17 protein-coding genes and 1 pseudogene are annotated in these 22,125 nt (G+C 44.7%); 10 read left to right on the plus strand and 8 right to left on the minus strand.

Going from position 1 to position 22,125, the window contains the following annotated elements; genetic code table 11:
* Positions 1–3 precede the first annotated feature (3 nt).
* The 3 genes from ACLGGO_RS01855 to ACLGGO_RS01865 all read left to right on the plus strand — a co-directional run bounded on the left by ACLGGO_RS01855 (position 4) and on the right by ACLGGO_RS01865 (position 2,477).
* Positions 4–126: a hypothetical protein gene (locus ACLGGO_RS01855; RefSeq protein ID WP_446418066.1), complete on the plus strand. Its 123-nt coding sequence runs from the start codon at positions 4–6 to the stop codon at positions 124–126.
* 110 nt (positions 127–236) lie between these two features.
* The gene (locus tag ACLGGO_RS01860; RefSeq protein ID WP_446418067.1) at positions 237–1,445 is read left to right on the plus strand and encodes a 4-hydroxy-3-methylbut-2-enyl diphosphate reductase; all 1,209 of its coding nucleotides are present in this window, start codon (positions 237–239) and stop codon (positions 1,443–1,445) included.
* A 330-nt stretch (positions 1,446–1,775) separates the two neighbouring features.
* Complete coding sequence (locus ACLGGO_RS01865; protein WP_446418068.1) at positions 1,776–2,477, plus strand: hypothetical protein; 702 nt, start codon at positions 1,776–1,778, stop codon at positions 2,475–2,477.
* 10 nt (positions 2,478–2,487) lie between these two features.
* Here ACLGGO_RS01865 and ACLGGO_RS01870 read toward each other — a convergent pair whose 3' ends face one another.
* Complete coding sequence (locus tag ACLGGO_RS01870; RefSeq protein WP_446418069.1) at positions 2,488–3,657, minus strand: DNA cytosine methyltransferase; 1,170 nt, start codon at positions 3,655–3,657, stop codon at positions 2,488–2,490.
* On the opposite strand from ACLGGO_RS01870, the gene ACLGGO_RS01875 reads away from it, so the two are divergent.
* Positions 3,644–4,000, plus strand: coding sequence for a hypothetical protein (locus ACLGGO_RS01875; protein ID WP_446418070.1), 357 nt, complete (start codon positions 3,644–3,646; stop codon positions 3,998–4,000). The genes ACLGGO_RS01870 and ACLGGO_RS01875 overlap by 14 nt on opposite strands.
* 119 nt (positions 4,001–4,119) lie before the next feature.
* On the plus strand, positions 4,120–4,776 hold the full coding sequence (locus tag ACLGGO_RS01880) for a Uma2 family endonuclease (RefSeq protein ID WP_446418071.1): 657 nt from the start codon (positions 4,120–4,122) through the stop codon (positions 4,774–4,776).
* A gap of 63 nt (positions 4,777–4,839) precedes the next feature.
* Here the strand turns inward: ACLGGO_RS01880 and ppk1 are convergent, their stop codons facing one another.
* Together ppk1 and ACLGGO_RS01890 are read right to left on the minus strand one after the other, a co-directional pair.
* Entirely contained in the window at positions 4,840–6,987 is a 2,148-nt protein-coding gene (ppk1, locus tag ACLGGO_RS01885) for a polyphosphate kinase 1 (protein WP_446418072.1), read from the minus strand.
* Positions 6,988–7,084: 97 nt separating this feature from the next.
* Positions 7,085–8,140, minus strand: a complete 1,056-nt coding sequence (locus tag ACLGGO_RS01890; RefSeq protein ID WP_446418073.1) for an RNA-guided endonuclease InsQ/TnpB family protein — start codon at positions 8,138–8,140, stop codon at positions 7,085–7,087.
* Between the two features lie 57 nt (positions 8,141–8,197).
* On the opposite strand from ACLGGO_RS01890, the pseudogene tnpA reads away from it, so the two are divergent.
* Both tnpA and ACLGGO_RS01900 read left to right on the plus strand, forming a co-directional pair.
* Positions 8,198–8,423, plus strand: a pseudogene (gene tnpA / locus ACLGGO_RS01895) (IS200/IS605 family transposase); the annotation flags it as partial.
* Positions 8,424–8,719: 296 nt separating this feature from the next.
* Positions 8,720–9,361, plus strand: a complete 642-nt coding sequence (locus tag ACLGGO_RS01900) for a hypothetical protein (protein ID WP_446335584.1) — start codon at positions 8,720–8,722, stop codon at positions 9,359–9,361.
* Between the two features lie 67 nt (positions 9,362–9,428).
* On the opposite strand, the gene ACLGGO_RS01905 is transcribed toward ACLGGO_RS01900, so the two are convergent.
* The 5 genes from ACLGGO_RS01905 to ACLGGO_RS01925 form a co-directional block, all read right to left on the minus strand.
* Positions 9,429–10,949, minus strand: a complete 1,521-nt coding sequence (locus ACLGGO_RS01905; protein WP_446418074.1) for a hypothetical protein — start codon at positions 10,947–10,949, stop codon at positions 9,429–9,431.
* Positions 10,946–12,070: an Rpn family recombination-promoting nuclease/putative transposase gene (locus ACLGGO_RS01910; protein WP_446335582.1), complete on the minus strand. Its 1,125-nt coding sequence runs from the start codon at positions 12,068–12,070 to the stop codon at positions 10,946–10,948. The genes ACLGGO_RS01905 and ACLGGO_RS01910 overlap by 4 nt, the downstream gene beginning before the upstream one ends.
* 3 nt (positions 12,071–12,073) lie before the next feature.
* Positions 12,074–14,536 carry a CHAT domain-containing protein gene (locus ACLGGO_RS01915; protein WP_446418075.1) on the minus strand — a complete coding sequence of 821 codons (2,463 nt, stop codon included), beginning with the start codon at positions 14,534–14,536 and terminating at the stop codon, positions 12,074–12,076.
* A 519-nt stretch (positions 14,537–15,055) separates the two neighbouring features.
* Entirely contained in the window at positions 15,056–16,081 is a 1,026-nt protein-coding gene (locus tag ACLGGO_RS01920) for an ABC transporter permease (RefSeq protein WP_446418076.1), read from the minus strand.
* 120 nt (positions 16,082–16,201) lie between these two features.
* On the minus strand, positions 16,202–17,851 hold the full coding sequence (locus ACLGGO_RS01925) for an ABC transporter substrate-binding protein (RefSeq protein ID WP_446418077.1): 1,650 nt from the start codon (positions 17,849–17,851) through the stop codon (positions 16,202–16,204).
* A gap of 159 nt (positions 17,852–18,010) precedes the next feature.
* Here ACLGGO_RS01925 and ACLGGO_RS01930 point away from each other — a divergent pair, with 159 nt between their 5' ends.
* The 3 genes from ACLGGO_RS01930 to ACLGGO_RS01940 all read left to right on the plus strand — a co-directional run bounded on the left by ACLGGO_RS01930 (position 18,011) and on the right by ACLGGO_RS01940 (position 22,115).
* Positions 18,011–18,220, plus strand: a complete 210-nt coding sequence (locus tag ACLGGO_RS01930) for a hypothetical protein (protein ID WP_446335578.1) — start codon at positions 18,011–18,013, stop codon at positions 18,218–18,220.
* Between the two features lie 143 nt (positions 18,221–18,363).
* Positions 18,364–21,000, plus strand: coding sequence for a CHASE2 domain-containing protein (locus ACLGGO_RS01935; protein ID WP_446418078.1), 2,637 nt, complete (start codon positions 18,364–18,366; stop codon positions 20,998–21,000).
* A 119-nt stretch (positions 21,001–21,119) separates the two neighbouring features.
* Complete coding sequence (locus tag ACLGGO_RS01940) at positions 21,120–22,115, plus strand: methyltransferase domain-containing protein (protein ID WP_446335650.1); 996 nt, start codon at positions 21,120–21,122, stop codon at positions 22,113–22,115.
* The last annotated feature ends 10 nt before the right edge of the window (positions 22,116–22,125 follow it).

Below are 22,125 nucleotides of genomic sequence, written 5' to 3' on the forward strand. Positions count from 1 at the left end.
GGGATGGGAAGATGGAGAAGATGGAGAAGATGGGCAGATGGGGTAGCTGGGGGAGCTGGGGAAGCTGGGGAAGCTGGGGAAGCTGGGGAAGCTGGGGAAGCTGGGGAAGCTGGGGAAGTTAACTAAAAACGCTTCCTGTTAACTGTTAACTGTTAACTGTTCACTGACCCAACCGGATTCATTTTATGATCGAAAGGAGTAAACAATTGTATACACTCATCTGCTAAACAAGCTTCATGGATACAAAAGCCTTCAAACGTTCACTCCATAGTTCAGAAAACTATCACCGTAAGGGATTTGGTCACGAGGCTGAAGTGGCGACTCAGCTTCAATCCGAATATCAAAGCAGCTTGATTCAAGAAATCCGTGATAATAACTATCAACTCAAACGGGGTGATGTGACCATTCACCTGGCAGAGGCATTTGGCTTTTGCTGGGGTGTGGAACGCGCTGTGGCTATGGCGTATGAAACTCGCCAACATTTTCCCACCGAGCGCATCTGGATGACGAATGAAATTATCCATAATCCCTCCGTCAATCAGCGCCTACAGAATATGAACGTCAACTTTGTCCCCGTTGAGGAAGGGACAAAAGACTTTTCTATCGTTGGTGCGGGTGATGTGGTAATTTTACCTGCCTTTGGTGCCAGCGTTCAGGAAATGCAACTACTCAATGATAAAAACTGTAAGATTGTCGATACTACCTGTCCTTGGGTATCCAAGGTATGGCATACGGTGGAGAAGCATAAGAAGAAAGAGTACACCTCCATCATTCACGGCAAGTATAAGCACGAAGAAACCATAGCTACCAGTTCCTTTGCTGGTAAATACCTCGTGGTGCTGAATCTACAAGAAGCCGAGTATGTCACCAACTATATTCTCAATGGTGGGAATCGGGACGAATTTATGGCAAAATTCAGCCGCGCCACTTCAGAGGGATTTGACCCGGATCGGGATTTGGAGCATATTGGCATAGCTAACCAAACCACCATGCTCAAAAGCGAAACCGAGCAAATTGGGAAGCTTTTTGAGCGCACGATGATGAAAAAGTATGGTCCTGACCAACTGAATCAGCATTTCCAGAGTTTTAACACCATCTGCGATGCAACTCAAGAGCGACAGGATGCGATGTTGGAGTTGGTTGAGCAAAGGTTAGATTTAATAGTCGTGATTGGTGGCTTTAACTCATCCAATACAACGCAACTGCAACAAATTGCCATTGAACGGAAGATTCCCTCCTATCACATCGACAGCGCCGAGCGAATTGGTCCGGGGAATCGGATTGATCACAAGGTACTGCATCAAGATATGACGGTGACGGACAATTGGCTCCCAGATGGTGAAATTGTTGTCGGTGTAACCTCTGGAGCATCTACACCCGATAAGGTGGTTGAAGATGTGATTGAGAAGATTTTTGAGTTGAAAGCAACTCCGGTAGCTGTTTAATTTGGGTTCGGCTAGTGTGTCGATTTCGTAACCCCAGTTAGCGGTCAAAAGCAGTAAGATAGCCTGTCTTTTGTAGGTTGGGTTTTGTTCCTCCACCTAACCTACAAGAACGTTTTGTGTTTTCACGCTCCATGCTCCCCAAGGTAAGGGGATGGCACTGCCATTCCCCTACATCCATCAATATGGGTACACCGCTGTTGTTTTTTTCCAACTTTTATGCCGAGTTAGTTAACTGCCGAGACTCTAAAACAACATTCTGTCAAGGAGCGAAAAGCACTAATTTTAGAACAAGCCTCTTTAATTGATGCTACTCACATAACCGATGATAAATTGCTTAAGGCATACAGGTTAGGGAAAATCATTTCCTCAGTATCAGAAGATTATTTTCAATATCAAATTGAACAAAACAATAACCAAGAGTCAGTTCTAGGATTGGAACAGCAATCCCAACTGATTCAAAAGAAAACTGAGGAGTTTTCCACAAAATTTATTGCCTGGTTAGAAAAAGATTTTGAAAATAAGAAAGCAATACTTGAGAGACATCCTAACCCACGCAATTTATTTGAGCTATGCGGTGCTAAATTACTGGTGACAAGTAATTCTGTCACGAGAAGCCTTAGTACAAAAATGGGACGTCTTTGGGAAGAAATAGCCAACATTAGTCCTTATGTGATTGTACCCGAATTTGAATTTGATATCAAGATTACTGGTGTCGATATAGTCATTTTATCCGAGGGAACAGTTTATCTTGCCCAGTTAAAAACTTTAAAAGGAACATTAACAGGTTCCCAAAAAACTAGAGCGGAAAAAGAGTTGGGCATTCATAACAATCCTCTATTTATAGCAGCATTTGATTTGGGTCAATGGACATTCTCAAAAAATACTCAAATTCCTCGCCTCGCCGGGTCAGAATTTTGGCATAAGATTTCTATGGATTATAACCTTGTTGAAAACCATGTGAGAAGTATGTTACAGAGAATTGACAAGGCTTTCTCTAAGTTAGCTGCCAGCGAAAGACAAAACATGGAATAAGTTTATACAGCTAGAAAAGCGAAAGCTGTTCAACTATTTGCTTGCATTGTGGTTTTCTTCCTTGAATCAAACTGTAAAGATAATCACCAATTTCTTTTGCCAGTAAAACAGGTACAGCATTGCCAATTTGTTTGTACTTGGACGTTATTGAACCATAAAAAATCCAGTCGTCAGGAAAAGTTTGGATTCTCGCACATTCTCGTACACTTAAGGGACGCAGTTCTATGGGGTGACACATATCTGTCGCTTTTTGGTGTGGGCTTGTGGTTACAGTTGGCGAGGGTTTATCCCAAGATAGTCGCCTGTAAAAACCAACTTTACCACCCCCTGATTTATAAGCACCTCCCATTGCCTCTTCTTTCAACTTGTCGGGTAAATATCTCCAATTTTGTCCGGCTTTGAGCAATCTCAAATACTTTAAACGCTTTTCAGAGTACGGTGTAAACTCTGGCTGTTGTTCAACTAAGTCTGTTAATGCATCTTTTAAAGTACGCCACTTGGGTAAATCTCTACCACCTTTACCATGGGTAGCCAAGGGAAATGTAACAGATTCACCATCTCTAGAACCAATAAACACGACACGCTCTCTATTTTGGGGAACACCATAATTGGCAGCTTCTAAAAGATTGTAAACGAGATGGTATCCAAGTTCATGCATTTCTGCCAATACCACCTTAAGGGCTGCACCCCGCATTTCCTCCGGTTCTAAAGGGGGATAATCTTTCCCTCGTTGGTTAATTGGTCTGTGACGGATAGCAGCGGAAAGTAACCCTTTCACATTCTCCATAAGGAAAAATCGAGGTTGAATGTCTCGAACAACACGGACAAACTCCATAAATAAACTACCACGAGGATCTAAGACTGAAGCTCTTTTTCCTGCTGTACTAAAAGGCTGACAAGGTGGACCACCAACTACCAAATCCACCTCATGAGGACGTAACGCTCTACCTAAATCTAAAACTCGACCACCTTCTAAGAGTAAATCTTGGGTACTGATTGTATCGATTGACCTTGGGATAGCACTTTCATGAAGATGAGGTCGGTTAAGCGCTATAGTTTTTGCCGCATCCCGCTCTTTCTCAACCACACTTACGGTATGAAATCCGGCTAGCTCTAAACCTAAATCTAAACCAAAAGCCCCTGAAAACAGAGAAATACAAATAGTCTTGCCATCTATCACGGCTATCAGTCCCCAGCTAAATTACCCTTATTTTTGCACTCTTTTTGCTCGTTCTGGCGGCGCGGCGATTGCCGTAACTTTTGCTGGAGCGTTTGTTAACTGGGTGGGTGTGGCTGGAACCGGGGCGGTTGCTGTGGCAATTACTCGTGCTGATACTGGGGTATTGGCTGGGGTACTGGCTGGTATTTCATCAGTCGTTGGTTGTGAGGGATTGGTCAGGTTATTTCAAGGTGACATCGGGCGGGGATTGGCTCTGGGTATTGGTTCTGTGGTGGGCTTGGGGTTTGCCGCGATCGCGTTTTTTGAGGTGGTTAAAGGGATTGAAACCTCTGGGGAAAACTAATCAACTGAATTATAAATGATCAAACTATCTTACCCACTATAGAATCATTCTATGAGCCTATACCTTGTTCGACCTTCCTCTTGGCTACAATTAAATCAAGGTATCGAAGGTAGTTCACCATGACAACAGCAACACCGACTCCTCCATCTCAACAAATGGGTGCTGAACCAGTCGTCACCTTAAAAGGTGTTAGCTGGCAAACCTTTAAAACATTACTGGCGGAAATTGGGGAGGATCGTATCTGTAGAATGACTTATGATCAGGGAGTATTAGAAATCAGGATGCCACTCGAAGACCATGAAGTCCCAAAAGGGATGCTCGAAAGCTTTATTGAAGCTATCGCCGACGAGCTAGAAATAGAAGTTAAGAAAGTCGGTGCATTGAGCTTGAAGCGCGAAGACTTAACCCGTTTTATCGAGCCAGATACCTGTTTCTATATTCAAAACGAATCACGAGTCCGAGGTAGACGAATCAACCTGGAAATTGACCCACCGCCCGACTTGGCTATTGAGTCAGATTATACCAGTTCCTCTATCAATAAACAATCCATTTATGCGGCGTTAGGTGTTCCTGAATTGTGGAGATATACCCGTCAAACCCTCCAGATTTATCAATTAGTTGAAGGAGAATATGAACTGAGAGAACAAAGCCTCGCATTTCCCTTTTTACCTGTAACAGAGGTTCCCAACTTTATTGAACAAAGTAATATTCAGGGACAGCGGACAGCAGTGCGGTTATTTCGCCAACGAATTCGAGAACGTTTACAAACTCAATAAGCTGATTAAATTGGGCGCACGTCAGTTTAAATTGGGTGCACGGAGCGTGCGCCCCTACGATGTCTACCCCATTCCCGCCGCCTCCTTTGCTGATTCCTTCGCCATCTCCATGAAAATCTTTTGAGCGCATTGCTCTTTCGCATCCTCCAGTTGACGTTGTATATAACGCCCATCGGGTTGTAATTCCCAAGCTTGGCGATTATCTGCCATCATAATGGCTAAAATTTCTTGCAAATCTTTGATAATTTCTGGATCTTCTACAGGTGTAATCGCCTCAACTCGCCGATCTAAATTGCGACGCATCCAGTCAGCGCTGCCAATATAAACTTCCTCATCACCCTGATTATAGAAGTAATAGATCCGCGAATGTTCTAAAAAGCGACCGATAATACTAATCACGCGAATATTATCGCTAACGCCGACAACACCGGGACGCAAGCAGCAAATTCCTCGAACAATTAAATCAATTTGTACGCCAGCTTGGGAGGCTTCATAGAGAGTGGCGATAATCTTCGGATCAACCAAAGAATTCATTTTGGCAACAATCCGCCCGGTGTTTCCCTGGCGACAATGTTCGATTTCCCGCTGAATCATCGCCGTCATGCGATCGCGCAGATTCACTGGGGCGACTAATAACTTGCGATAAGAGCGCTGGCGGGAGTATCCAGTCAGAAAATTGAATAAATCGGTTAAATCTGCCCCTAAATCCTCACGACAGCTTAGGAGTCCTACATCCGTGTAAATTCTGGCGGTTTTGGGGTTATAGTTTCCTGTGCCAATGTGAACATAGCGGCGAATCCTCTTCTCGTCTTGACGCACCACCAGCACGATTTTGGTATGGGTTTTTAACTTAATAATCCCATAAACCACATGTACACCAGCTTGTTCTAACTTACGCGCCCAGAGAATATTATTCTCTTCATCAAAACGGGCTTTCAATTCCACCAAAACCGCCACCTGCTTACCATTTTCGGCAGCTTTAATCAAAGCGTTGACAATGGGGGAATCGCCAGAGGTGCGGTAGAGTGTCATTTTAATCGCCAGTACATTCGGGTCATCCGCCGCCTGGGTAATAAATCGCTGCACGGTACCACCAAAGGAATGGTAGGGATGATGGACAAATAAATCCCGTTTGCGAATAATGCTAAAGAAGTCATCCCCATCTTCCTCAGAAGAGAGCGATCGCAACTCGACGGGCATGACGGGTGTCCAGGATGGGTCTTTGAGTTCCGGTAGGGGTAATCCCATAAACGACATCAGATCCCCTAGCCCCAATAAGCCGTCTATTTCGTAGATATCGCTTTCCTCGAGTCCCATCTCCCCCATCAGCGTTTCCCTTAAGGTTTCTGGTACAGTCGCATGGATTTCCATGCGGACGACTGAACCCCCTATACGTCGCTTCCGCAGTCCCTCTTCAATAGCCAGTAGTAGGTCATCCGCCTCATCTTCCTCGACGGCTAAGTCAGCATTGCGAGTAATCCGAAACGGATGATATTCTTGGATATTCATCCCTGGAAACAGAAACTCTAAATTATGGGCAATCACCTGTTCTAGGGGAATGCCCACCCAGATGGCAGGTTTTCCCTTTTGCCGTTCTCGCAACGGTTCGGGAAGGGTGACAAACCGAGGTAAGACTTTGGGCACTTTCACTCGGGCAAAAAATTCCTCGCCCTGATCGGGATCTTTCACCACTACGGCTAGATTCAGACTCAGGTTGGAAATATAGGGAAAGGGGTGGCTAGGGTCAACAGCTAGGGGTGTCAGAACCGGGAAAATTTGCGCTTCAAAGTAGTTTTGCAAATAAGTCCGCTGTTCGGAGTTCAACTCCATATAGTCCAGCAGGTAGACCCTCTGTTGTGCCAATAAGGGGCGCAGGATTTGTTCAAAATGTTCATGTTGTTCTTTGATCATGGGGAGTAACCGCTTGTTAATCCCATGCAATTGATCGCTAGGTGTGCGACCATCGGCAGTTAGGGATGTCACCCCCGCCTCCACCTGCTGCTTCAAACCCGCCACCCGAACCATAAAGAATTCATCCAGGTTGGAACTGAAGATTGCCAGAAACTTCAAGCGTTCCAGCAATGGGGTTCGGGAATCGAGGGCTTCATGCAAGACGCGATCATTAAATTCCAACCAACTGAGTTCCCGGTTGAAGTAGTATTTAGGGTCTCTCAGACTAACCTCGGTCGTTGTCTTCGATTTCTTAGCCATGATTATTAGGGAAACGGTGCACCATCCGTTGGCTTTTTCTGGCGCTGGTAGGATGTTTGTCAGTTTAAATACTATAAGTGACGTACCCAACGCTCCCCTACGGGAGAGCGTGGGCAACTGATGCCTTGAATAAGACGGTCAGAACTTCCTTAGCGGTACTATTAGTAGTAGAGGAAACTACTACCGGATTCCCGCGACGGCGTTTTATGGTGGGGAACACGTCCAGCCCCACACGTTTGAGGTTGATAGCGGCATTAACATCTCTGTCAACCCAGAGTTTTAGCTCTTCATCCCAGTAGCTACGAATAGAGCAGTCGGTGAATACGAATTCATCCTTATAGCTCAAGAGCTGGGATGTGTATGCCGGATTCTTCTTGGTTTGAAGCTTGCCTAGCTTATCTAGGCTCTTCCTCAACGGTTTAAGAGAATGGAGATTTTTTCCTTCTGATGTTGCCAGGTAAATATCCTCATTTAGGACAGCATCAATTCCCATTGAGTTGTCCCAAGTCGGGACGATTTCTTCAGGTTTGAACTCAGGAACGGATGGAGCGTCTAACACAAAGTTAGCGTACCATCCATCCGATTTCTTGGTGACGCTGACTTGCTTGAGATTAAATCCGGCTGGGAGAGGGCGATGAGTTCTGACTTTAACCAACCCAATTTTGGGTAGCTTGAGATAAAGCCATTTACCATTAACTGTGCAAAACTTTAGCCACTCATTTTTAGCCCCATCGAACACCATTGTCCGGTAGCGAGACTCGTTCTTAATCCTGGGTCTTCCCGAACGCTTTCCGTTTTTGTCTCCTTGAATATACCGGGTCATAGCCTTCTCAACTCGTTTGCAAACATCTTGCAAAATAGTAGAGTAGACCCCGTTGAAGTTCAATAACTCACCCGACCACTTCACCAGCACCAAGTCTTCTTTAATGACTGGAAGTTGAAGTTTTTGATTGTAGTAATTGGGGCGGTCTTTGAGTTCCCGAAGATGACAAACTAAGGGACAGGCATTAACCGAGCAACGATTTTGCTCCCACCAATTTATCCGCTCACCTAGCATTCGGTTGTACCAATAACGGCAAATCCGCAAACTCTCAGTTAGCTGAACTTTCTGAGAAGATTGCGGATAGATGCGGTACTGGTACGTTGTCTTCATCGGGGTGTTTGTTTTTGGCTACACTGATTATAGCAAATAAATGTGCAACTGTTTATCGTTCATCTTCTGTTTCAGTACTACCCTCAAATGTCTTTACCGAAATTTGAAGGGTAGCCTTAAGTCCGTTTCTAGCCGCAGGATTCGGCAGGAATTTTCGGATGAAGTAAATGCCACTTACGGGAAAGATGTGTTCTGGAACAAGTCCTACTTTATCGCTTCGTGTGGTGGTGTTACTGTTTCTGTTCTTAAGAAGTATGTCGAAGGACAAGATACACCGGATTGACAGCCGAAGGTACCTTCGGCTGTCCGCCTGTCCATCCCGACGCTGACCCTCCGGGTACAGCGCGGGGCTTCCGTCGAAGAAGGCTAAAAAGAATACTGGGTGTAGGGTGTGGGGTGTAGGGTGTAGGGAAAATTCCAGCACTGCTCATCTTGCCTATATTTATCATCCCCCTCATCGGGACTGTACACTAGGTGTCGCGACTCAAACTGGAAAAATCGCGATCGCGCTTCGTTTTCAGGTAAACTCGGATGTTGCGTATTCCAGCCGTTTGAACCCCAATCTACGGAGAAATAACCTTGGCGATAGAATTGCGATCTTATGTCTATATAGATAGCTTACAGCCGCAGCACGCGGCTTATATGGGGACAGTTGCGCTAGGGTTCTTGCCATTACCTGGAGATACGTCGCTCTGGATTGAAATCTCACCGGGTATCGAAATTAACCGGATTACCGATGTGGCGCTAAAATCGACCTCTGTACGTCCAGCCGTGCAGATGGTGGAACGACTCTATGGGGTTCTGGAAGTTCATGCGAACAAACAAGGCGAAACCAGGGCGGCGGGGAAAGCGATTCTAGCCGCCCTAGGCGTCGGTGAACGAGAACGCCTGAAACCCCGGGTTATCTCTAGCCAGATTATTCGCAATATTGACCCTCACCAAACTCAACTGATTAATCGCACCCGACGGGGACAGATGATTTTGGCAGGGCAAACTTTGTATGTTTTAGAAGTAGCACCAGCCGCTTATGCTGCTTTAGCCGCTAATGAAGCCGAGAAAGCCGCCTCAATTAATATTCTGCAAATTTCTGCCGTTGGCAGTTTTGGACGCCTCTACTTAGGTGGTGAAGAACAGGATATTCTGGCAGGTTCGCAAGCGGCGCTGACAGCACTGGAGAACGTTCCTGGGCGAGAACATCCCGGCGCTGGGGGGAAAGAGTAGAACAGGGGTGTATGTAGGGACGTGCCATGGCACGTCTGGGGGCGGGGGTTCTTCTAATGGCATCTTTTTATTGATTCTGTTTTTTAGATTGTGGTAAAGTTTGTTGAGTATTACCAGACAATTGTACTGTCTTATTACGATTACCCCGAATTAGCTTTGTAATGTGTCCAGCAATTACACCTCGATTTTGAATTAGAGCAATGACTCCCTTGGTAACAACCGCTCCTCCAACACCAAAAACCAGGCTCAAAAGTAGCGATTGAGTCAAGGGATGGAGATGATTCGTTGAAAAAGGAGGTAATATTGGTTGTCTAGGTTCTGTGGGAATTATGTATGGAGCGACGGTAGCGCCAACGGCTGCTGTAGCTAAACCCACACCAACAATAGCTACCGTATTTTGTAAAGCGCGATCGCTCTCGGCTTGTTCTGTTTCTACGATACCTCGACTTGCTTCAATCATCTGCCCAAAAAGTTGCTGACTTGGCATCAGATAAGATAAATCAGCGTTAATTTGTGGAATAAAGTTGTCTTGAGTGTCTTTAATAAGTTGTTCTAAAAAATCTAGATTATCCCGATTTTGAATACTAATATCTTGGAGTTGCTTCAACCAGAATTTATAATTTATGAGATTAGTTTGAATCGTCGTGCGATGAATATCTATATCTCGCAGATAGTTGGCGTATTCAAAAGCAAGTGTAGGAATTTCAGTTAGCCATTCTTTGAGTTGCTTTAGCTTAGGGGTTGGTTCAGATGGTAACTGACGGAAGGCTTTTGCTTTTACCTCTAATTTCCTGTAGAAAAGCCGTGCTTGTTGATTACACCACCGAGATTCTGAGTAGGCATATAAAATTTTATGGCGACAACATAATAAATTAATTAGGGATTGATCATAATCTCCTGCGGCTTCTAATTTTTCGGTATCAGGGTTGCAATTAAGCCAGACGAGAATATGACAATGTTCAGCCGGATGCTCTCGGTTATTGTCATACTCAAAAATGGGACTTCCTAAAAAGATGCCTTGAGTAGGTGGAGAACGTAAAAATTGTGCAACCTCTGATTTAGGCAGAATCGCCGCTAAACAACCATTGGCAAACTCCTGAATATCCTGAATTTGACCTTCTGGTTGGGCAAAGAGTACCAGGGTTTGTCCCAGAGAAGCTTTAATTTGATTGGGAAGCAGACAACCTTGAGGATTTAAACCCTCCAATTGATGAACGTCTACATTGGGATAGGGATAACGTAGGGTAAGATCAACAGCATAGGTATCATGAATTTGTAGAGGATATACTTCGCCTTGAAGTTGAGGTTTACTACCTTCAGGGATAGCAGAAAACCTTAGTGGATTTTCAGGTTGTAATAATTCCAGATATCTTGAGTTATCCTGATTGGAAGATACACCGATTTGACCGTTATTCTCTTGAAGACGCTCAATTAGGGATTCTAATCTAGGAACATGAAGTTTTTGTCCAAGTCGCTGACATTCCTCCCATAAATGATTCGCGTTATTGACGGGTTCATCTTCACCTTGAGCTAAGTTGTTTCGCAGATGAAAAGCGCAAAGAGTCAATTTTGGATTAGCAACTTTCATGAAGCAGAATTGGAGGATTGAGAATCTTTTGAAGAAGAACTTTGCTGAATGGCATTGAGGATAGCTTGTTTGTTCAGTTTGTAATTGGGAGGTTTAACATTGCCTTCTTTGCTCCCAGGTGCTTTTTCTGATGAATTGTCGGGCAGAAGTTTCAATTGCACTTCATCAATTTCAGGGTGTTGTTCACACCAACTTGAAATCGCTGCAGACAGTTCTTCAATATCATCGGGTAAAGGAGCCAATAGCTGTTCTAATTCAGCCAAGTATCCTGATGAAAATAGCGAATATTGCTCGGTCAATAATTCGATAAAAGCATCTATATTTCGCTCAGGGAATGACAAAAAGCATCGCCAAAATTTATTTACTGTTTTTTGGACAATTTCCAGAGGTAAATCTAGGGCGTGGGCAATTTGCTCTAAATCCAATCCCATTGGCAGCAGTCTGGGGATAGTTTCTAATTTCATTTCTAGGAGAGTGTCCTGATAAAATCGGGTTTGTTTGATTTCGCTTAATCCCAACATAGCGGCTATCTCCTCGCGGCTTTTTTTCGGTAATTTGTAAACGATAATGGTTTCAATCAGAGTAATGAATTCACGTTGGATTGTTTCATCAGTTAGCTGTTGCTGTGCTTGTTCGATTAACTGTCTTGCCAGTTGTCCGGCTGTCTCTTCCGGCTCAATTACAAGTTTAACAACTTCTACCCCTAATGAGCCTTCGGCGGCTTCCTCTAACTCATCCAGGTAAATTCGTCTCACCTGGTTCAGGGCTAAGAGGTTACCAAAATGTAACGTCTGTTCTCGTTCGATACGGCGGTTGGGATAAATGACGACAATTTGCCAAGGATGGGGTGGCTGGTATTGCCTTAAAAAGATGAAGAGTTCGGCAAATATGCGGTAGTATAAGCCAGCATCTGGCTGGAACTGAACTTCAACCAGGTATAAAGGTTTGTCAGGTTCGCTGGTTTTGGGTAAAAATAAACCGTCTAAGCGAAAGGATAATTGTTTGACTTCGCGGGAGGTGAATTCATAGCTATCGGCTTCTTCGGGAGGACGGTTAATCAGCTCAAAGAAGATGCCGGGAAATGCCAGAAATAGGTTGTAGAAGATACTGTCAGTTTTCACGGGTTATTGACCGATGGCACAGAAGGCTGCCCAGTGGTAGGGAGACTCGAAGGGTTTGCTATTAGGGGGTTTGTGATTGAGGAACGCTCTCAATTGCATTCTATGATTAGGATTAGACAGTTGCTTGACCCACTGCTGTAACTCTTCTTTTGTAGCATCCCGGAGCCAGGTTTGGGCTTGGTTGAGGGCAATAGGGACGGTTAAGCCTGATTTAAGATTCTGATAGAACCGGATGATTAACAGGGCTGTCGATATATCGTTTACTGTCCACAGAGAACAGACAATGCTGGCAGTACCTGCAACCAAAAATCCATAGTTTAAGCCAATGTACTCATCCGTGGCGGATGGAAAGCCGATTAATCCTGTTTCGCAAGCAGATAGAGTGACGAGCCGACATTGACTGAGGTCAAAGGTAAATAGCTCTAACACAGTAAGGTATTTACTGAAAGCAGTGGCTGGGTCATTTTTTGGGGAAATGTGGCAATCAGCCAGATGTAGTTTAGAAAGCAGAGGGCGTTCAAAGTCGAAGTCGCCGTGACAGGAAAAGTGGATACAGTGGGCAGTTTGGAGTTGCTGGTTATCAATAGCTGATTTTTTGGCATCGCCTTTGACAAGGATGTGACTGCTATGGAAATACTGCTTAATGGCTTGGACTTCTATATCGCTGTAGTCAAGGTCTTTTGTCGGGTTTTGAATGGCAAAAAGGTGGGTAAAATCAGGGCGTTGTCGGCTTTGAGCTAGTTGTAGCACTTGACAACTGGGAGCATAATGCACACCTCTAGGAAATTTGTCTAAAAGGCACTTACCTTTCTCGTGGAGTAAAGGCAAAGCGTGAAGAGGAAGTACGTGTAAGGACTGATGGGGAATCAGAATTATCCTATCGCAGGTATCTGGTACATGGGTGAGGATCTCATCTAGGTGCAGAATCTCAGCGAGGCGACTGAGATAGGATTCCAGATGATCTCGCCAAGCTTGTTTAGAAGATTTACCATAGTCCTGGAAATACTCATTGCCCCATAATTTAAAAGCTTCTATATCTTGTGGATCAGATTTCCAAACAGTAATGCCAGGGCTTTGATGAGTAATGATGAAGGTAACAAAGATATCATCCAAGATGTACCACTCGATGAGGGCGGTTTGATTATCGGGTAGTAACGCCTGAATCTCCTCAAAGAGGATACCTTTTACCTGTTGCGTAAGGTTGAAACTGGGGTCGTGGGGTTGGATTTTCTCAACAATAAAGGAATCGAGCTGTTCTTTCAACTTGTTGATTTCTTCCTGAAATTGATTAAGCTGGGTGCGATGGCTCTCATCTGATTCCCTATTTTGCACATCTCGCATATCTAGTAGATTTTGTCTTTTAGAGATTTCTTGGCGGAGGCGCTTACATTGATTACGGATATCTTCTGAGACACCTTTGGGTTCGAGGTTCTCTGAGGCGAGGAATTTGACCAAATTACGGGCTTTATTGCGCTCAACATATTCAATAGCTTTGGTTAGTTGACCATCATTGATACAGGCTTTAACCATGCCGCAGGAAAGATCAATTCCTGACTGCTGAGTCTTTTGGCGCTGAGCATCTGTTGTAGCCCAAATGTTAATTTGCTGCTCAAGCGCTTCAATAGCAATACCATATCCCTCGATAGCTTCCTGCCAACGGCGATTGCCAAGAGCCACATATCCAAGACTACGTCCTATGTTGCGGCAATCTTCAGGATATGCAGTGGGTGTGAAGATTTTTAGCGCTAACCGAAAACAATCAATTGCCTGGTCAATGTTTCTTTCTTCGCTGTAGGTAAGACCTAGACCATGTTGAGTCTGCGCCCACTCATAAGTTTTCTCGGGAAAGACTTCTAGAGCTTGCTTATAGCAAATAATTGCATCCGCAGTCTTTCCCATTTTGCCATAGACATCACATATATTATATTTAGTCCCTGCCCAATCATCGGGAGATTCATCTTTGGGAGTGCCTTGCAACGCCTTCTCATAAGCAGCGAGCGCTAAATTCAAATTCCGGAGTTTTTCTTCTGGACTTTCTTGACTCTGGCTACGACTCCAGTAAGCATTTCCCAGACGATTTTGGAGCATTGTCCACTCATCACGAAACCTTGTAAAAAATACTTCTGGAGGGTATATTTTTAAAGCGGATTCCAAAGTAGCGATCGCTTCATCAATCCGTCCTTGGTTACAATAAGCAATTCCCAGAAGGTTTTGGCTCATTAACCAATACTTTGGAGATGCTTCGCGAGTAAACACGGTGGTAGCTACTTGGCAACCCGTGATAACAATTTCCCACTTGATTTCTGGTTTTATCAGTGGAAATTGCGCTATGTAAGTGCAGAAATCATGAATAAGTCCGGCAATTGTTTGGGCTTCCTCTGGTTCCACGGTTAATAGCTCGGCTTTTGCCCAACTTCGCAACATTTGAGAAAACTTATCATCCAGTTTGTCTAAATTAGATTTCAATAGTTGTTCCCCTTGTCTTCGCTGCTCCTTGATGTCTTTGTCTTTTATGCGTCTGATTGTCTGGAATGCTTTATTCAAGAACTCGTAATAAGCGTTACGGTTTGGTTGTCTAGGGTTAAATCCTTTTTTCATTTTTATCGGTTAATTTTCTAATGACAGTAAAACAGTATTGTTTGATCAAATAAATTTTACCTGATTTCCCTAAAGAGAGTTAAATAACTCTCTTGCAGCACACTTGCCAATCGCTGATCGCATCAACGCGGATTAGGTAAACTCCTGATTCAGTAACAATTTTTCCCGCATAAACGTAGGGGCGCCCTTTGCCGAGGTGCGCCGTTACACAGGGGCGGGTTTAGTCCCATCTGGGTGCAAAAGAAACGATAATCGTGAAACCCGCCCCTACACATAGGCATGAGAATACCACCCAAAAGGAGTGATCGCTCTGATGTTGGTATTCATTTTGCCATCGTTTCCTGTTCCCCGGATAGCAATCAAACCTGAACCCTGAACCATCAACATTCAATACCGAATACGGGGGTCAATTAAGGCATTAATAATATCAATAGCAATGCTCGCTATCACCACAATAGCCCCAAAAAACACCATAATTCCCTGCACTGTCGGGTAATCTCGTAACTGAATCGCTTCATATAATCGATTGGCTAATCCGGGCCACGAAAAGGTCACTTCAGTTAACACCGCACCCCCTAGCAACGAAGCAAACGTGAGTCCCATTACTGTAATCACCGGAATCAAAGCATTTTTTAACCCATGATGCAACAGAATCGTCCGTTCCTGAATCCCTCTAGCGCGTGCGGCTTCCACATAATCAGCGTTCAGAGTTTGCTTGAGATTCACCCGGACAATACGCTCAAAAATTCCACTTAGGAGAATTCCTAATGTTAGTGATGGTAGGGTTAAATAGTATAAGGCAGTAAAAAATTGGTTGAAGTTACCGTTCAAGAGACTATCAACAGTATAAAGTCCTGTGAGTCTTGTGGGCGGAATTACTGATGCGGGAAATCGCCCACCCAGGGGAAACCATCCTAACTGTACAGCAAAGATTAACTGGACAATCATTCCTGCCCAAAATATCGGTAAGGCATAAGTAATAATCCCAAATAACCGTCCACCTAAATCAAAGACTGTACCGGGACGAGAGGCGGAAAAAATACCCACACCAATTCCCACAGTTATCGCGACTATCATACTACATACCGCTACTTCTGCCGTCGCCGGAAAATACTGCTGAATTACTTGCCAAACATCTCGTCCTTGGTCACTAATTGAACTACCTAAATCGAGGCGGAGTAAACTGAGTAAATAGTTGACATACTGTAACGGTAGCGGTTGATTTAATCCCAACCTTTCCCGAAACTCAGCTTTTACACTTTCAGGCGCACGATTACCAATTACCGCATCAATGGGATCTCCTGGCGTAGCGCGGAGGAGTAAAAATACGATGGTTACAATCGTAAACATCATTAACGGTGCAAGGAGCAACCGAGTGATCACGTAGTAGAGTAAGGCACGAGAACGAGACATGGGAATTCAAATTAGTTTGTAGTTATGATGCGAGCGCCATTCCAATAGTACGAAAGATAGAATTCTGTTCTATCCAGATTGTAGAGACGTTGCATGCAACGTCTCTACAGGGTTGTTGGCTTAAGCGCTTTTCTCAACTTGCCAAAACGATACACCAATAATTGGGTTTATTTCCACGTTCTGTAAGGATTTTTGAGCAAAAGCAAATTCTTTTTTCTGCAACAAGGGAACCAGAGGAACATCTTGAGCAATTAGCTCTTGAATTTGCCCAAATAGTTCTTGTCGCGCCTGGGGATCTTGTTCCTTCCGTTGAGCGTCAAGGAGTTGGTTCATTTTCTCACTGTAATAGAAGAAGCCTTGACTTTGACTGGCACCTTCCTGACATCCAGTTTCGGCTGATCCTTTCGTACAACTGAAAAAGGGGCTGACGTAATTATCCGCATCGCCAAAGTCAGGGAACCAAGCCACTAAATAGCTGGGATAAATACCTTTGGGAATATTAGCAAAGAGAGTCGTCGATTCAACGGGTTGCGGTTTGACTTGCATCAAACCATCCATTTTTTGCTCGGCGTATTCTTTGAGTAGGGTAACAATTTGTTGGCGCTGGGGGCTATCGGAACTGTACCAAATTTCAAATTCAAACGGATTTTCGGCAGAAAAACCCGCTTGGGAGAGAAGTTCTTTTGCCTTTTCTACATTGCCATCCCCATAAGGTTCCTTGAATACAGGTTTGCTGGTGGCAAAGGTTTTGGGTATAATACTGTAAGCTGGTTCAGCTTGACCCCGATAAACGCGATCAATGATTAAAGCACGATCCACTAACGCCGCGATCGCTTGTCGGACTTCTACCTGGTCTAAAGGTTTTTGCTTGACGTTTAGAACCATGTAATCTAGGCGACTGCTGGGCTTTTCTAAGACTTGATAGCCCTTGGCTTCAGCATCCTCTTTGAGGCTGAGAATTTGATCGGCATCTAAGTCACGATAGGCAATATCAACCGCACCTGTGGTAAAGGAATTGTACAAGTTAGCGGGACTGCTGAGAAACTGAAAGTCAATGCCTTGATTGGGCGGTTTTTCTCCCCAATAGTCGTCAAAAACATCCACTTTAACTAAATTGGGATCAAAGGAAACTAGCTTATAAGGACCCGTTCCCACAAACTCATTGGGTTTAAATTTGCCTTGCCCAATTTCATAAGCTTGAGGCGAAACAGCACTTAATCCGGGAAAAGCTAACAGGTAAGGGAAGGGAGCAAAGGCGTTTTTTAGTTTAATCGTGAGTTCGTATTCCCCCGTGGCTTCAACGGATTCCATGATATTAGAGAGTAAAGCTGAAGGTTTACCCCCATTTTCACTAAACCGCTTCAGGGAAAATGCCATGGCTTCTGCATTAAAGGGTGTCCCATCATGGAAGGTAACTCCCTGACGCAGAGGAATCGTGTAGGTTAAACCATCGTCACTGACTTGCGGGAGTTCTGTCGCCAGTTGGGGGAGCAGCTTATCAGTATCCCCCGCGTAGGTATAGAGGCGATCGCCTAAGCTGGTAATAATATCGCTAATCGCTACTTCATACCCATCAGCGGGGTCAAGGGTTCGAGGTTTGGCGACAGAACCCACCGCGATACGTTCAGCGCTAGTGACTGAACTCGCAGAATTATCAGTGGGTGTCGAGGTGTTCAACTCACCACAACTAATAATTAGGACGCAACAGCAGCAGAATAAACCGAAAAATTGAATAATTTGCCGTTTCTGACGAGACAAGGGAAATTTCATGACGTACAGTGAGATAGTTGATTTGAGAGTAGGGGTTTGGTAACCAAACCCCTACTGATGCGTCGAATAATTTTTGTTTTATCTTAATCATTCAACATTGCCATCTGTTCGATAATTAAGTCAGGATCATAATTATATGTAATGGAAGGGTTTAAGCTGATGACCATTTCTGCTGATACAGTATTTTCAAATTTACAGAAAATTGACCAAGTTGATCCGGTAACCAGTGCTATCTACCGAGAACAAGCCCAAGAGGTATTGGCTACGCCATCAATCGCTCTGAAACTTCGAGCTGCGATCGCGGATCGACTCAACCGAGCGAATAACGATCTAGCGCTGTACACCGTAGGGAGTGAAGATAGTTACTAGTGTAGTTGAGATTTAACCATTTAGGGTGAGCCAAACTGCCTGAGCCACGGCTCACCTGAACTTGAGCTACAGTAGGAAAAGGGGAACTATTAGCCAATGGCAATCAGGGGACTACTCATGTTAATTTTGATTGCTCATCCTAAATGTGGCAAAAGCTCAGGCAGTATATTTCTAAATGGCGAGGGGTACTGATAAGTGCGCCAACTGTCGCCGGATTGGTGATAGCTACAGCCGGGACGGGTTCGTTTCAGCTTCTCGAATGGGCAACACTAGACCGATTTTTTCAGCTACGTCCCCGAGAATCGGTTGACCCCCGCATTGTAGTAGTGACGATTGATGAGTCTGATATTACCCAAATCGGGACGTGGCCCATTCCCGATCAAGTCTTAGCGCAGTTACTTGAGAAAATAAACGCCCAACAACCGAGGGCGATTGGTTTGGATTTGTATCGTGATTTACCAGTCGAACCAGGTCATCAGGAATTAGTCGAGGTGTTTAAATCCACGCCGAACCTGATTGGTGTGGAAAAAGTGGTGGGCGAAATGGTAGCACCATCGCCCATTTTAAAACAACTCGATCAAGTGGGGATGGCTGATTTAGTCTTGGATGCGGATGGCAAAGTTCGTCGCGGATTGCTGTCTGTGCAATTAGAGGATGAGTCCACCCACTTGGGATTAGGGGTAAAGCTGGCGTTAATGTATCTCGAAGCCGAAGGGATGACCCTGCAAATGAGGGATGAGGGAAAGAGTCATTTGCAGTTAGGTAAGGCTATCTTTGTGCCATTGACGGGGAATGAGGGTGGCTATGTAAATGCTGATGTGGGTGGTTATCAGATCCTATTAAACTATCGCGGTCCTGCTGAGAACTTCCAAACCGTATCCATTGCGGATGTTTTAGAGAACCGGATATCACCGGATTTGATGCGCGATCGCATTGTTCTCATTGGCGCTACTGGACAAAGTGCCAATGACTTATTCTTTACACCCTATAGTCAAAATACTATCGGTTCTCGTCAGCAAACACCGGGCGTTATTATTCATGCCAATATCGCCAGTCAGATCATTAGTGGGGCGATGGCGGGACGCCCTTTGATCAAAGCTATTGATGGACGCTCTTTAATTCCCTTCATTGATCAGATCAACGGACATTCTTGGTTGACAATTTGGGTCGATCCAGTGGAGTGGTTATGGATTGTACTCTGGTCTTTTATTGGTGCTGGAGGAAGTTGGAAACTTCAGCAAGCTAACCAATTCCCTGACATGATTTTTCCCCGATGGACGGTTGTCATTTTAGGCACATTCCTCATGGGTAGTATCCTGGTAGTTGGTAGTTTTGTGGCATTTCTCGCCTACTGGTGGTTACCCGTGGTTTCGCCGCTAGTGGCGTTGATCGGATCAGCGATGGTTATCGCGCTTTACCAAACCTGGGAGTTGCAGCGCTACAATGCTGACTTAGAGATTTTACTCGAAACCACGACGGCTCATTCCGATGCGATTGAAGAGGAGTTACATCAACAAGCCGAAGAAGCCGCGCGGGAAAGTGAACGCCGATTAGCCCAATTTCTGGAAGCGGTTCCGGTTGGGGTAGCGGTATTAGATGCAACCGGAAAAACCTATTACCTAAATCAACGGGCACAACAGTTGATGGGGAAAGGCGTTGTTCCTGATACCTTTGCGGAACAATTCGCTGAGGTCTATCAATTTTATATTGCTGGGACTGAACAACTCTACCCGGCGGAATTATTGCCTGTGGTTCAGGCTTTAATGGGAGAAAGTGCCACCGCTGATGACATTGAAATTTGCCAGGGCGATCAGATTATTCCTATTGAAGCATGGGGTATCCCAATTTTTGACGAAGGGGGCAAGGTGACGTTTGCGATCGCGGCGTTTCAAGATATTACCGAACGTAAAAAGGCTGAAGCTGAACGCAAGGATTTCACGGCTCAACTCCTGCAACTGAATCGAGCTTATGAACGTTTTGTCCCGGAAAATTTTCTGCAATTACTTGATAAAAAAAGTATTGTCGATGTACAACTCGGCGAGGCGGTGCAGAAAAACATGTCAATTTTATTTTCTGACATTCGTTCTTTCACTACCCTATCGGAACGGATGAGCTTGGACGATAATTTTAAATTTATCAACGCCTATCTTTCGCGTATGGAACCAGCCATTGTTGAAAATTGTGGCTTTATTGATAAATATATCGGTGATGCGATTATGGCGCTGTTTAGTGGTAGTGCGGATGACGCCGTTCGCGCCGGAATTGATATGTTAAATCGGTTGACTGAGTATAATAAAACGCGGCAACGCCCGGATCGTCCCCCGATTCAGATTGGGATTGGGATTAACACAGGTTCGCTGATGCTGGGAACCGTTGGCGGACACAACCGCATGGATGGCACAGTGATTAGTGATGCGGTCAATTTAGCCGCTCGCTTAGAACAGCTTACGAAAGAGTATGGGGTATCATTATTAATTTCTCACCACACGTTTTTACAGCTAGATCATCCGATTGAATATGCCTTCCGGATTATCGGTCAAGTTCAGGTTAAGGGGAAAAGTGAAATGGTCTCTGTTTTTGAAGTATTTGAGGCAGATCCACCAGAACTTCGCTCGGTAAAGTTAATGACGAAGCCTGATTTTGAAAAAGGTTTATTTCTATATACTAATCGTTCATTTGCAGAAGCAGCCCAACTTTTTAAAGACTGTTTACAGATTAATCCCGTTGATCAAGTCGCTCACATTTATTTAGACGCCTGTCAGAAGCAGTGTGAGGATTGAAATCCTCATCGTGGTTAGTCTAAGCTGTTGAGTATAGAATGTGCTGTAGCCACTTGGGTTAATCAGGCAACTCTGAACCCGATGATCAACAGGGTCAAAAATTGGAGGGCTTAAGTTTGATGAATTTCTTTTTTCCGGTGCTTGGACTTGTGCTGGGACTCCTCGCGATCGCGACTATACTCTATCTCATTACAGGTCGCCGCTATCAATCGTCTGAATCTGTTGTCAATTCTTATGACCAATGGACAGAAGATGGTATTTTGGAGTTTTACTGGGGCGAACATATTCACTTAGGGTATTATGGCTCACCGCCTCAACGAAAGGATTTTTTAGCCGCAAAATCGGATTTTGTGCATGAAATGGTGCGTTGGGGGGGGTTAGACAAATTACCCCCAGGGACTACTGTTTTAGATGTAGGTTGTGGTATTGGCGGAAGCAGTCGTATTTTGGCACGGGATTATGGGTTTGCCGTCACCGGAATTACCATCAGTCCCCAACAAGTAAAACGCGCTCAGGAGTTAACTCCCAAAGACTTAGATGTGAAGTTTTTGGTGGATGATGCGATGGCAATGTCTTTCCCAGATGCCAGTTTTGATGTGGTTTGGTCGATTGAAGCCGGTCCTCATATTCCCGATAAAGCTATTTTTGCCAAAGAATTGATCCGGGTACTCAAGCCAGGTGGGATTCTGGTTGTTGCTGACTGGAATCAACGGGATGAGAGCCAGAAACCGCTCAATTTTTGGGAGCGTCCGGTCATGCGGCAACTCCTAGATCAGTGGTCTCATCCGGCGTTTTCAAGTATTGAAGGCTTTTCTGAACTTTTGCAGGAAACAGGACGGGTTGAGGGCAGTGTCACAACGGCAGATTGGACGGAACAAACGCTTCCTTCTTGGCTTGATTCTATCTGGCAGGGAGTGGCTCGACCCAAGGGACTGGTGCAGTTTGGTCTATCGGGTTTCATGAAGTCTTTGCGAGAAGTGCCGACAATTCTGTTGATGCGGCTAGCCTTTGGCACAGGTCTTTGTCGATTTGGAATGTTTCGCGCTATTCGAGCCAATTCTTCAGCCAATTTAACCGAAACCGTCTCGACTCAAGCTGTGGCGACACAACGGTAACAAAATGGGT

The sequence above is a fragment of the Coleofasciculus sp. genome, assembly GCF_046565525.1.
Taxonomy (GTDB): domain Bacteria; phylum Cyanobacteriota; class Cyanobacteriia; order Cyanobacteriales; family Coleofasciculaceae; genus Coleofasciculus.